The following is a 13,518-nucleotide window of genomic DNA, read 5'->3' as shown; positions in this document are numbered from 1 at the left end:
GTATCGTAGTAATTATTTTACTAAAAGATACTAAACCCTTTTAAGTTGCAATATAATGACACACTTTACTCTTATCCTTAGATAGCATCTGAGCTATTAAATTTTATAGGGAGCGTGCCTTACAGGCGTGCAACCTGTTTGTTGTACCTAAATATTAATACGGAGTCATCTGGAATTATGGCTGAAAACCTTGAACAGCTTCTACTTGCGACACTGAATAACAAAGAGTTTCTGCATAGTGAATCATTTGAGTATAAATCACTTTTTCTCAGCTCGGTTACTCCGGACATTTCCAACGCTAGGTTTATGCCATGTATTTTTATTGAAGATGAACATGCAAAACAGTTTATATCGAGAGCGATATCTAAGCGTAAGCTATGTGATCTATACAACGGGGAGAACTATGTTCTTGTTGGTAAATCTTGCATCATAAATTGTCTTAAATATGGCTCAAGTGAATGGAAAAAGGCGAATACAACAATTGAGTCAATCGTTGAGCTTGGAGAAAATATAGCTGTTTCTGAAATGATCCAAGTGCCTACGGTATACCCTATCGATGATGGAAAGTATCAGATACTAACTGGGCACAGACGCTTTTTTGCACTGGTTTTCGCTTATGGGTTTGGCCATGTTGCTCAGTTTAAAGTCTATGCGCGCAAGCCTATACTCTCAAAAGTTAAACAGTTTCAAGAAAATGCTAGTAGAGAGGATCTTCCTCAATACGGTAAGCTTCAAGCATTTTTAGCTGCGATGATGGAAGTGGACTATTTGGATCAAGCTCGCCTTAAAATTGGTGAAAAGCGAATTACAGTTAGGGAAAAGGCAAAATATCTTGGTATTTCTTTTGGGGCTTTTGATAACTACAATGTTTTAACAAGGTACCCAGAGGTCATTCGAGCATACGAAAATGGATTAAGCTTTTCTTTTGTAAAAGTAAAAAAGATCGTTTTGAAAATTGAAAATGATTACAAGGTCCAACACGATAAAAAAGTATTGAATATTGGTGACCGAAAAGCGATTGGTGCAAAAATCTCAGATGCACTAGAGGGGAAAGCTGCCACTAGTATTAAAAAACAGAACTACATTATTAAGAATATCTCTTCGAGTTCATTGCTTAAAAAGCTTTTATTTACTGATATTTCTGAATTAGACCTTGGTGTTGATTGGGAAAATATAAACTGGGAAGATCGGGCTCAAGTGACTACTTTAATCGCTGAAGTAATTGAATTTTTAGATAATAATTAATGTTATAGGTAAAGCATATTTGGTGTAATGCTATCTCGCACTTTTTTGTTGCGTTATAAAGTCACATTTGATGTTTGAATGGATTCACGTAATTTTCCTTAGTTTTTTTGTAGCTCAAGCAATTTAGCTATTACCGTCTATATTAGACACTGCCCCACAGAGGGGGATTGACTAGCTACGCAAATCTTAGTATTGAGTTTTATACTGAGTGAGACACAATCAACGGAAATAAAAATGATGAAAAAATTCGGGCTCGCCATATTGGTGGTATTCAGTACGCTATCTTGGGCTAATGAAAAATTAAATGAAGAACTCTCGGTGTTTACACCTTATCTTGGTACTTGGCAATCGAACTTTGACGTGCCTTCAGATAAGCCAAAGATGCAGGATGTCAGTCACTGGGAGCGAGCTTTAAATGGCACAGCCGTTCGTACCTTACATTCAATCAACGATGGCATGTACGGCGGAGAGTCATTAATTTTCTGGGATAAAAGTAAAAACAGTCTAGTGTTTTACTATTTTACGACGGCTGGGTTTTACACCCAAGGAACAATGGAAGTCCTGAACCAGAGCGAGTTTGTGGCATACGAAGAGGTTATCAATAACAAAGATGGTATTACAAAGGTGAAATCAACCAGTAAGTTTGAGAGTGGTCAATTTACGGTGTCGACGCAATACTTGAAAAACGGCGAGTGGACTGAACCTGAGTCGCGCATTTATACAAAAAGCGACAAAAAAGTTAAATTTAAGTAAGCCTTAAAGTGCCTCCTTAGAGGCACTGAACTGTGTTATTTACTCTCGATTAGTAAATATCAGGGCAAGTATGGCGACCACACGTATTGGCAACACAATGCGTTAGCCTGTCTTGGCTGAAACGAAGCGCGCCGCCTGCAACCTGTGGAGTCATTACTGCTGGAACAGTTTGCTTGTCAGCTGATAGGGCTTTGATTTTCTTCTTGTTTAACGATAATTTCATTTCAGTATTCCTTCTAAATTATAGGCTCTGATTGAGCTCATTATATTGTAGTTATGTCATCTGATTTATTCTTCAGTGAACAAAAAAGTAACACAACAACTAAGCTAAAACATATTTATTACTTTTTCAACATTTTGCTATTAATTACATTTTCTCAATGTTTCTTTTGCGGCTGATAATGGTGATAGAGATGCTAAGAACTAAGTAGGGCTTAGCATCACATGTTGATCTTATTCGTTATTTTTTCTCTAAACTCAAAGCTCGTCCTTTGCGATCAGAGTTTGGGTGCACCGCTCTAAGCGCCTGTACTTGATTAAGTGAGGCATTGAAGGGCACCCAGTTGCCGTTTTCAAGCTGTGCTTCGATAACAAAACCCGGAATGGCGGTAAAAGCGTCAAGCTTTGCTCCAGATAGCTGTTTTGCGGCGACGACAGGAATGCGAAATTCAATTCCGGCTTGTGCTAATTTAGGTAGCTCTTGATTGCCCAAAATAGCCACGAATCGTTGCCAATCAGCTTCACGTTGCGCCTGTAACTTAGCCGTAAAATATCCGCTAGATTGGCTGTATATACGACCGGCTTGGTAGGGTAATTCCCACTCGGCATGGTGCCATGCACGCTCTGCAAGGGCCAATAGCCGTGGATAAAGCATGTATTCGGCTTGTGCATCACTGCGCAGCATTTCACTCCATAAGTGCCCTTGGAGCCCTGCAAACTTAACCCCCTTGTTTAGAGATGAGTCGCTGTCGTTGGCTATGTAGGCGTGGTTATTGGTATTTTTCCAGATCTCTGCATGCGCTGGGAGGTTGTCTGGCATAAATTCAAACATCTTTTTGCTTTCGATAGCACGGCTTGCCCAGTGATTACCACGCTCTTCTGGGTGAGATTGATATGGAAAGTCAAAGTAGGTTACATCAGGGCTAGACAAGACAACCTGCCAGCCCTGATTGGCGAAGCGATGCGCGACCGCGTGCCCGTTTTCGCTTAATGTCGCCCAAGCATTGCTCTGTACGTTTGCTGGCATATTTGCAGCACGTACATCACCTAAACCGTCGCTCCACCCTGCAACCTGTATTCCTTTCTTATCTAGCAGCTTTGCGATCCGTTCAATGAAGTAACCGTTAAAGTTGGTAAAATCTTTCACGCTTGCCTGCAATTTTTTACAAGCCGGCGATTCTAGCCAAGCACCTGCGGTTTCATCTGCACCTATATGGTAAGTGTTGAGTGGTACACCTGCACGGTCATGCAGTACTTTTACTTCACTTAATACTTTGTCGATAAAGGTATAAGTGTTTGCAATACAGACATTTAGCGTGTTGTCGTTGTAATGTTGAATGGAGCTGTAACGCGTCTTGTCAGCAGCTTCTACTAATCGATATTGCTGTGCATCCTCAGGTGTGCCTTGTGCCATCAGCTTTTTATATCGCGCCTCCATGGCGATGATTGCAGCGCGTGAGTGACCTGGCATATCTAATGAGGGTAACACCTCGATATGATGCGCCTTGGCATAGCGCAGGATCTCAATATAATCCTCTGCAGAGTAAAAGCCATTCACTTGCGCGTTTTTATCATTCCCAGCGCCTAATTGCGGCAATAGGCAGCGAGTTTCGGTCAAATCAAAGCAGCGATAAGCGCCGACAGAGGTAAGTTCATCAAGACCATCGATGGCCAAGCGCCAGCCTTCATCATCCGCTAAATGAAGGTGCAGTTTATTTAGCTTATATGCCGCCATCTGTTCAATGGTTTGTAAAATAAAGGCTTTGGAGCGGAAGTTGCGGGCAACATCGACGTGTAAACCACGAAAGTCATACCTTGGTGTATCAATAATATCCACCATGGGAATACTTAAATCATTAATATCCAACAGTCCAGCAAGGCTTTGTAGCGCATAAAATGCAGCTGCGCTGTTATTGGCTTGGATTGAGATATTATTTTCGGCGACCGTCAGTTGATAATGTGGACTTGATTGCTTATTTGGCTTTACAGCGACATTAACTACAAGTCCGTCCTTGGTGCTTTTTACCCCGAGGGTATTGAGTCGCTGTTGTGCCATGGTGATAGCATCAGCTGAAATACCTGAAAGTTGCAGATTAATTCCGGCTGCTAGATTGAGTCGTTTATCGGACAGCACTGTCAGTTGTTTAGGTTTTGGTATCAGCCCAATTGCAGCATCAAGTGTTGGCTGCACTTGATGTTGATATAAGTATTCACTACCCATCCACGGGGTGTCATCTTTACTGCTGGTTTGCAGCTGGTTGAGCGTACCAAATGGCGTCAGATAAGGTTGTAGTTCAAGTCCTGTGTCGTTATCGCGCTGGGTTTGCGTGCTTTTGATCACTTGTGGGGTGAGCTTAAGCTGCGCGTCCGTTACAACATAATTTGGCATAAATTCTGAGCGTGTAACCTGAGAGTCCTTGGTATAAAAGCGCACGGTAGTGGGGGCACTTGAAAACCCACTAAACCCTGCCGCAGGCGTGATTTTGTGAATATCACCATTGATATGGGTAATGGCAAAGTTATCGCCCTCAACATGGTAAATCGGCATCAGTTGGCTAAAAAAGATAGCAAAGTCATTATTTGCCTTGGTATTTTCTGTAGCTACGCTAAAACTCAGCTCTGAGTAATAGCACTTTTGTTGTGCCTTGGGGCAGGTGCTAGGCTTGCTATCAAGCAAGGTGTACTTTACATCAAGATTTTGGCTCAACCAGTTTACAGCGGTTTGGTCGAGCGCATAAAGGGGTGACGACACCCCAAAAAGTAGGGCCATAAGCCGATTAAACTTCATTGGCTAGTTCCTTGTTATCATGGTTAATTTTATTGTGTTGAAACAATCCGTATGCCCCTAAAAGTGGCGCGTGATTTAAGGTGCTTGGAATGACACGAACGGATTGATATAAAACATTGCCAAGCAACTGCTGCATCTTGGCTTCAAGTGCAGCGTTAAAATAGTCATATGAATGCGTCACGGAGCCGCCAAGTACAATGACATCTGGATTCAGCACCATGACTACTTGCGCGAGTGCATGACCAACGTGACTGCCAAAAGTCTCAAATTGTTGTTGTGCAAATGGGTCGCCACTGCGTGCTTGCTCGGCCAACCACCTCCCTTCAATTCCTTGTCTCCCAAAGAACTGTCCTGACGCATAATCTTCAATAACTCCATCAAGATAGCTTAAGTTTCCTAGCTCTCCTGCAGCACTATGGTTACCCGTATATAAATTACCGTTAAAGACAAAACCGGCACCAATACCTGTGCCAAGGCATACGCCAATTAGGTTGTTGGCATGGTGGCCACCATATAAGTATTCACCAAATGCAAAGCAGTTTGCGTCATTATGGACAACAACGGGCAAAGAAAAGTGCTGTTCTAACAATTGCTTCAGAGGCACATTTTGCCAATGAGGAATATTTTGTGTTGTCAGCACGGTGCCGCTGCACACATCCAGTGTGCTTGGTACGCCAATCGCAATACCGGTTGTTTCGGCTGTTAGGTTTTCTTCGATTAAACGGATAACAAAGGCATTAACTTGGTCTAAGTTGGCCTGACTAGGCACCGCATACTGGCGTACCTGCTCGACCTGAGTGTGGGCAACCGAAGCCACAAGGGCTTTGGTGCCACCCAAGTCAATACATAACAAAGAGTGATTCATCGTAATTTAACTATTTTCATTTAGAGGTTGAGACAGCGTCTTTTGACTATTGCCAAAAGTTTTATTTTTAATTAAAGGATTAGCCCATACACCAACACTCAGAATATAGCTAAGTGGCAGTAGTAACAGCAGGGCAGCAAGTTGTAAGTTGTTACTCAATTCAGCCGCAAAACCTATGATGGGAGACATAAAAGCACCGCCAATGATCCCGGTACATAAAATTCCCGTGATTGCGCCATGGCCGGTTTTGAATGAATTTAATGCCAGAGCAAAGATGACCGACCACATAATGGAGAGGAAGAATCCCACAATTGGAAAAGCAATAAGCGCCACCGTAGTGCTACCGAATAACGCACTTAGGAGCGCGATGGCGGCGGCAGAGCTGAATAAAATCAAAAGCTTTTGCGCATCAATGAGTTTAAGTAGTGCCAGTCCAAGTAAACAGCCTAAGGTTAGGCATAACCAGAATTCGCTCACCACTTTTGCGCCTTCGGTGGCTGGGTCTAGGCCATGATATTGCTGCAAAAACACGGAAATGAGGTTAGCGATACCTTGTTCTAGCGCAACATAAGCGGCGATGGCGGCAAAAAATTTCAATACGGTTCTATCTTTAAAAAAACCGATACTTTGTGACCAGCTCAGCTGCTGCTTTTTCTGCTCGGGTACCGCGTTAAATGGCGTAAATTGCGAGAGTAATAGCATCACGACGCTTAGGATAGCGAATACCGCATAGATACTTAGCCAGGTTTTATCTGCTGGGATAACACCAGACAGCGCTCCGCCAAATCCCTCTGCGGTGGTGACTTGAGACTGTAGTTTGCTATACACCAGAGGCGCGAGTGTTGCTGCAGCACCAAACATCAACTGCGCAAACACTGAAAGCACGGCAAAGTGTTCTGAACCACCGCTAGCGCGTAATAGTGGATTGATAGCCACTTGCAGTAATGCCATGGCACAGCCGAGCATAAACAGTGCAACCATGGCAATGGCAAACGTTGGCATGAGCACAAAGGTCGTTGCGCCAATTGCAGCAAGGGTAAATGCGAGCTGCATAACGGTTTTTTCTCCAAAACGCTGAACTAGCAGTCCCGCTGGAATAGACATCACCCCATAAGCGATAAAAAAGACGAACGGGAAAAACCCCGCGAGCGTTAGGCCTATGCTGTAACTTTCTATTAATGCTGGAAAAATCGCGCCTAAAATATTGGTGATAAAGGACACCGTAAAAAAGGTTGCCAATACTAAGGCAATCACTAGGTAGCTTTTTTTCATGTTGTATTTCCACCTTCATTAGAGAGCGGGTGATGGCGTGGCGATCTCGCTTGTGGGCAGACAAACAAAAAGATCAAGGGGAATCTCACCACCACCCGCAATTGGGTTATGCACGAAACGCTTGTGCTCGCTGTAATTGTTCCAGTGCTGTTGTATGGGCAGTAAAATGCTCATCACTAAGCTTCGTAAGATAGGCCTTGGCCGCCTGTTCGATATGCTGTGGCGCTTGATCAAAGGGCATTTGGCAGGTGCTATCGCGATGATCCATGCCGCCAAGTAAGCAATACCAACTGGGACGAATATAGGGTGAGTGCATCCTGTGTTGGTTGAGCCAAGCATCAAAATCACCACCGCTACGCCAGTGTGTGAGCAGCTCATCGAGCTCGTTTAAGCTCAGTGCTGCGATTTTTGCATCTTGCCAATACGGTGAATCTGCGCGCTTGCTGGTGGCGTAATGTGCCAGTACATACTCTTTAATACCGAGCACCAGCTCTGACAGTTGTTGATTGATGGCTTGTGCCTCTAGCTGTTGCGAAAGCAGCCTATTCAATAACTCAATGCTATAACCTGTGACCATCAGCGCGGTGGCTTCGAGTGGTTCAATAAAGCTCTGCGCGAGACCAATAGCAAACACATTGCCTTCAACACTGCGTGCCATCATGCCCACTTTCATGGTGAGATGTGTGGCTTGTCCTTTATCGAGTTGCACGGCTTGACGCAGCTGAGCCTCAGCCTTTTCGGGGGTAGTATGTGCGCTGCTGTATACGTATCCATGTCCGGTTCTGCCTTGTAGCGGGATATGCCAGCGCCAGCCGCACGGCATCGCGATAGCAGAAGTGCTTGAAGGTAGCGGGTTTATTTTAGCGCCGGCAATCGCGACAGCTGAATCATTGAGTAACTGATCTGCAAAGGAAATAAAGGGCACTTCGAGCGTTTTCTCTATCAGCAGGGCGTTAAACCCTGAGGCATCGACGTAAAAATCGCTTTTCACCTGCTCACCCGACTCAAGTGTCAGTGCAATAATTTCTTTGGCATGATGCTGTACGCTACTCACCGTACTTTGAATATGCTTTACGCCTCGCGCTAGGCTAAATGCCCTTAACCAATCCGCAAGTTTTTGCGCATCAAAGTGATAGCCGTATTCAAGCGCCCTTGGTAATGGGCGCTGTGGCAGTGGTGCTTGTTGCTTGTCGGCCAGTACTGCCGCTAAAAAGTAATGTTCGGGCTTATCTATATATTCGTTACCACGACGTCTGGCGTTGGCGTTGACAAAGTAGACTTCCGCTGTTTTGGCATCCATTTCAGAGAAGAAGGGATGGAAATAGCTGCCATTGTCGCCATTCCAGTTATCAAAATAGATCCCGGTTTTATAGCTTGCTTGGCATGCGGGCATCCAATCGCGTTCTTTCACACCAAGACTTTGCATAAAAAGCTGCAAATGCGGCGTTGAGCCCTCGCCAACGCCAATTCTGCCAATACTCGATGACTCAATCACCGTAATTGATAAATTGGGTTGATGCTTTGCAAGGTAGGCTGCGCACATCCAACCGGCTGTACCGCCACCAAGGATGGTGAGTGACTGTATTGTTTTCATAGGCACATGAGTTTTCATAGGCAAATGACCCCAGCCGCAAGTGACTGGGGCTCCGAGGTTAGAACTTATAGCTGACGCCAAGGTAATAACGCGTACCAAATTCAATGGTGTTCTGCGTTAAGTTGTAGTTGGTGTCGTAAGATTGAATAACCTCATTGGTCAGGTTTACACCCTCTAAGCTGACATCCAGATTTTCCATTGCATGCCACACCAAAGATGCATCCCATTGTTGGTAGCTATCGTTGCGCACCGCTTGTGCTGCACCGACGCCAATCCATTCACTACGCCAGTTATAAGCGATACGTGCACTGAACTGCTCATTTTCGAAAAATAGCGAGCCGTTGAATGAGTTTTCAGATACTCCCGGCACCATTTCTTTTGCATTATCTGGTGTGGTGGTTTCACTATCCACGTAGGTGTAGTTAGTAATAAAGCCGAAGCCATTATCAAAGCTATGTTGAAGCTGCAGTTCTATCCCTGTTACGTCACCGTCTCCGTTACTACGTGGGCGTGTGACTCGGCATTGATCATACTTAGAAGGGTCGGTACCGCATCCGTCCACATATTCAATCGCTTCGGTAGAAAAGACAACGTTGTCAATTTTCTTCACAAAAACGGCTGCTGAGAGCAAGGAAGCTTCGGTAAAGTAATATTCGACGCCAATATCTGCTTGATCTGCTTCATAAGGTTTAAGGTTCGGGTTACCACCGGTGGCGGAACCAAAGTTGGCATCAATCGCTAGACCTGGTTTTAAGTCGTTATAATTAACTCGAGACATAACGCTGGAGGCGGCCGCACGGATGATAATATCGTCGCTGTAGTCATAAGCGAAGTTGATGCTCGGTAGCCAGTTGTCGTAGTCAACCGTTTCATCGAACACCGTGTTATCAACATAGCCGCTGGACTGCTGTTCTGTATCCACATAGCGTAAGCCGATATTACCGCGGAAGTTTTCACCGCTGAATTCACTTTGCACATAGATAGCGAGCATATCTTCTTCGACATTGTAGGTTTTACCAAAATCTTGCTGCTCAATTAATTCACCCGCCTCATACTTACCAGTGATAAAATCCCACCACTTATCTTCATCGAGCTTGGCGTATGAATTAAGAATATGTCCGCCCGTTTGCGAATGAAGATTGGTAAAAATACCATCACTCCAGTTAGCTAAGCTATTACCATCAGGGACAAAACCAACAACATCCGCTGGATTTCTTTGTATTGCGATACGTGCAAATTCGTTTTTATTAACCTTCACACCCGCTTTGATGTTCTTGAAGTAATCATGCTCTAGCATCCACTTGATATCGGCTTGTGCATAACTCACTTCATGCTCTTGGACCGTAGTTTGGAAGTTTGATTCCTGAGCAAATTTGAGCTGTGAGGCATCGGTTGGGTCTAGCGAATCAAACCAAATTTGATAAGGACCGGATGCATCGTAAGTAAAGCCGCCATCAGTACTATTTTGACCGTTAGGGAAGGCAGGATCGCCAATTTTTCCACCCTCATCCGTTGCCGGGATCCACCAACTTGAGGAACCAAACTGTGTACCACCATCAGATGTTGAGCGACCAATAACACCGCTAATCTCGAAAGTATCACCGACGTATTTACCACTGAAGTTTAAGGCATCGACTTTCATGTTTACGGCGTTACGAACAGTGGGGTTGTATATAATGTTCGCGTAAGCTGGCAAAATACGCGCCCGCTGTGTACCGCCCGCTGCGTTGTTTTGTACATCAACAGCACCTGCACCACGGGCACTTACAGTAAGGAAGTTATGGTTTACATGTGGGTTGTCAAACTCAAAGCGAAAGTAGTCTACCGCAAATTCGGTGTTATCGCTTGGCGCAAATTGCGCCGTGAGTTGCGCGCTGGTGCGCTCGCGTTCAGCTCTAAATGCTTGTGAGCCGATTGCCCAAGCGCCCACTGTAGATGCTTGTCCCGTGTCTTGATCCGCCGCAAAATATTCATAGTAGCCACCAATGGACTCAATAACGTGACGGCCTGAAGTCAGGTTTTCAATAGAGTATGCTGCGAGCACACCAAATTTTTCATCGTCACTTTTCCAGCTGCCTAAAAATGAGCCACTTATATCATTTTCATCATACAAGGTAGAGCGGCCCATTTCTGCTGACACCATGTAAGTGTGTGCATCTAAGTCCAGTGGTTTGCGCGTGACAAGATTCACTGTACCACCCAGCGCACCTTCTTCAAGGTTTGCTTCAGGCGTTTTGTAGACGTTAACTGCCGAAACTTGCTCTGCTGATAACAGCTCCATGTTAAAAGTACGCGTCGATGGACCCAAATCATACCAATCGGTACTGGCGACCGATTGGCCATTTAATAAAATACGCGATTGCTCGGGCGCGGTACCACGGATAGTAACACCACTTACTTCACCATATTGGCGGTCGACTGTAACCCCAGAAATACGCTGTAGCGCATCACCAATGTTTTTGTCGGGAAACTTACCAATATCTTCCGAGGTGATAGCATCAACAATACCATCTGCAAAGCGCTTGGTGTTCATTGAAGCTTCAAGCGAGCGGCGAATGCCTCTTACTTCAATCACTTCGACTTTTTCTGTTGCGCTTTGTTCTTCGGCTAATGCTGATGGTGCCGCGGTGAGTAAAAGGGGTGATAAGGTACTTGCTGTCACGATGGCGGCAAGTTTATTCAATTTAAATTGCTTCAACTTAGTTGTTTTCATTGTTCTGCCCATTGTTCCTATTTGTTGTTGGCAGAAGCTAGGGTATCGCCTTGGGTGTTTTTTAAGCGGTATATTTCTATCTACTAATGATACTTTTCACGCTTAAATGAGCGTAATTTGACAAAAATACTTCACTGCACTTCAGGCTGTCGCTATATTTCGATAGATTAATATTGTTGAGTGATTGAATTTGCATGGTGTGCAACTAGGTGTAACGAGTAGTTGTTTTAAAATTTATAACATGCCGATTTTAAATAAGTTTATTAATGTAAAAGGAAATTGCTATGCGAGCGATGTACGAGAAAGTACTGCCATCTCCCGGGTGCTCATGGCGTTATTGCCTGTATCAATTGCCCGAAATTCCCTTTAATTGGCATTATCATCCGGAATATGAGATCTGTTTGACGCTCAACAGTGTCGGTGTATGTCATGTGGGTGATCATATCGCCCCTTACGAAGACTTAGATTTGGTGATCCTAGGTCCTGACTTACCACATACTTGGCAGTCAAAACCGAATCCGGATCACTCCGCTCACGTTGTCCATGTTGCACAAATACCCGCACACTGGTTGGAGTCTTTAGTGGCTCAGCATCCTGAATTACATGGCTTATCTGAATTGTTAAATGCAGCGCGCCGTGGCGTCAAATTTCCTGTGGAAATCGCAAGGCAAGCGAAAAAATGGTTTGAGCAAATCGCGGATGCCGAGCCGTTAATGCGCTTTGTGCTTTTGCTCGAAATGTTAACGCGGATGACGACATCGAACTATCAACATTTAGCCAGTAGCGGCTTTCGCTTTGACGCCCGCCATGATCCCGCGAAAGACAAGTTCGACCGGGTTATTGCCTATATATATGACAATTACACCGACAAATTAAGCGCCGATGAGCTTGCACAGCAAGTGCACATGAGCACTAATCACTTTCATCGTTTCTTTAAAAAGCGCACGGAGCGTACTGTGACGGAATTTATCAATCAGCTGCGTATTGCCAAGGCCTGTAAACTATTAATTAGCTCCGCCTCTCCCATTAGTGTGATATCGGATCAATGTGGTTTTAATAATATTTCTAATTTTAATCGTCGTTTTCAAGCGTTGAAGGCGTGTACGCCCAGTGAGTTTCGTGCACGGCTGCACCAAAAAGCATTGTATTGAGTTGGACGTGAGCCTGTTTATTGTGCTTTTTAATCAAAACTTCACTTCAAACCGTGAATATTTCGTAATGCTATGATATTCATGCTTATTCCTAAATATTCAACTTGGTATTTATCAAGGAATTGCCAAGAATGTGCCGGGTCGCAACAATAATAAACGAGGATGACCGTGATGACACTAGGACACTTTATTAAACAGATCCGTACACAGAAAGGCTTAAGCCAACCCCAGTTAGCTGAGCAAATGTGTGTTGAGCAAAGCTATTTATCTAAACTAGAAAACGACAAATCCGTGCCTTCTAACGAGGTATTTAGAAAGTTACTAACGGCGCTCAATTTATCCTTAGATGAGTGTATGCAAACCCTTTCAACACAAGGGAAGCGTGAAGAATTAAGCCAAATTCCAGATATAGAGTATTGGTATAAGCAACATCAACAATCAAAACAAAAGCAATTTAAGCAACTTACGATATTAGCTATTTTGCTAGTGTCTCTCGGTGTCGGGTTATTTTGGAGTGGTTATAAACAGATATTTTTTAGTGAAAAACTGTTTGAATATGAATCTCAAGGTGTATTGCAAGCCGGTGAGCCCGTCGAGCTATATAGAAAGTGGCGCTTTCTCCTTGTTCCTCATAGTAGGAATAGCGATATTGAATTTGTGGAGCAAGTTAAGCTTGCCATGGCGAAACGTTTAGACAAAAAAACGGTATTTTTCTCAGACTATAGGGGAAGCGCTTATACCGAAACGGTAACCGATGGTAGAAGGCATTATCGTTTTCAAGGCCCTAAATTTAGTGAGCGTGTAGAAAACGCCTGGCTGCAATTTGTTGGCTTATTATGCTTCTCTGCTGGGGTTATGCTAACTTTAGTAGGCAAACGGTTAGTTAAGCCTTAGTTTATTAAACCTTAAGGTAAAGGT

10 protein-coding genes are annotated in these 13,518 nt (G+C 44.1%); 4 read left to right on the top strand and 6 right to left on the bottom strand.

Translation table 11 applies throughout. From position 1 onward, the window contains the following. The first annotated feature begins 177 nt into the window (after positions 1-177). Entirely contained in the window at positions 178-1,245 is a 1,068-nt protein-coding gene (locus GSF04_RS22950; RefSeq protein WP_039493195.1) for a ParB/RepB/Spo0J family partition protein, read from the top strand. 234 nt (positions 1,246-1,479) lie between these two features. Then, positions 1,480-1,998, top strand: a complete 519-nt coding sequence (locus tag GSF04_RS22945; RefSeq protein ID WP_130165217.1) for a hypothetical protein — start codon at positions 1,480-1,482, stop codon at positions 1,996-1,998. 49 nt (positions 1,999-2,047) lie between these two features. On the opposite strand, the gene GSF04_RS22940 is transcribed toward GSF04_RS22945, so the two are convergent. The 6 genes from GSF04_RS22940 to GSF04_RS22915 form a co-directional block, all read right to left on the bottom strand. Continuing rightward, positions 2,048-2,221 (bottom strand): hypothetical protein, encoded by a 174-nt coding sequence (locus tag GSF04_RS22940; RefSeq protein WP_017218574.1) that lies wholly within the window; start codon positions 2,219-2,221, stop codon positions 2,048-2,050. A gap of 237 nt (positions 2,222-2,458) precedes the next feature. Beyond that, positions 2,459-5,005 (bottom strand): family 20 glycosylhydrolase, encoded by a 2,547-nt coding sequence (locus GSF04_RS22935; protein WP_211858906.1) that lies wholly within the window; start codon positions 5,003-5,005, stop codon positions 2,459-2,461. Further along, positions 4,995-5,870 (bottom strand): ROK family protein, encoded by an 876-nt coding sequence (locus GSF04_RS22930; RefSeq protein ID WP_211858905.1) that lies wholly within the window; start codon positions 5,868-5,870, stop codon positions 4,995-4,997. Before GSF04_RS22930 ends, GSF04_RS22935 begins: the two co-directional genes overlap by 11 nt. A gap of 6 nt (positions 5,871-5,876) precedes the next feature. Continuing rightward, positions 5,877-7,142: an MFS transporter gene (locus GSF04_RS22925; protein WP_211858904.1), complete on the bottom strand. Its 1,266-nt coding sequence runs from the start codon at positions 7,140-7,142 to the stop codon at positions 5,877-5,879. Positions 7,143-7,248: 106 nt separating this feature from the next. Continuing rightward, positions 7,249-8,736 (bottom strand): tryptophan halogenase family protein, encoded by a 1,488-nt coding sequence (locus GSF04_RS22920; RefSeq protein ID WP_249122431.1) that lies wholly within the window; start codon positions 8,734-8,736, stop codon positions 7,249-7,251. A 58-nt stretch (positions 8,737-8,794) separates the two neighbouring features. After that, on the bottom strand, positions 8,795-11,449 hold the full coding sequence (locus GSF04_RS22915; RefSeq protein WP_211858902.1) for a TonB-dependent receptor: 2,655 nt from the start codon (positions 11,447-11,449) through the stop codon (positions 8,795-8,797). A 284-nt stretch (positions 11,450-11,733) separates the two neighbouring features. On the opposite strand from GSF04_RS22915, the gene GSF04_RS22910 reads away from it, so the two are divergent. Together GSF04_RS22910 and GSF04_RS22905 are read left to right on the top strand one after the other, a co-directional pair. Then, positions 11,734-12,600 (top strand): AraC family transcriptional regulator, encoded by an 867-nt coding sequence (locus tag GSF04_RS22910; RefSeq protein WP_039493209.1) that lies wholly within the window; start codon positions 11,734-11,736, stop codon positions 12,598-12,600. 171 nt (positions 12,601-12,771) lie between these two features. Beyond that, on the top strand, positions 12,772-13,494 hold the full coding sequence (locus tag GSF04_RS22905) for a helix-turn-helix domain-containing protein (protein ID WP_211858901.1): 723 nt from the start codon (positions 12,772-12,774) through the stop codon (positions 13,492-13,494). Positions 13,495-13,518: the final 24 nt, after the last annotated feature.

The organism is Pseudoalteromonas sp. A22 (assembly GCF_018141345.1).
Classification (GTDB): domain Bacteria; phylum Pseudomonadota; class Gammaproteobacteria; order Enterobacterales; family Alteromonadaceae; genus Pseudoalteromonas; species Pseudoalteromonas maricaloris.
The sequence above is the reverse complement of the archived record's forward strand: the minus strand, read 5'-3'. Positions and strand labels throughout refer to the sequence as shown.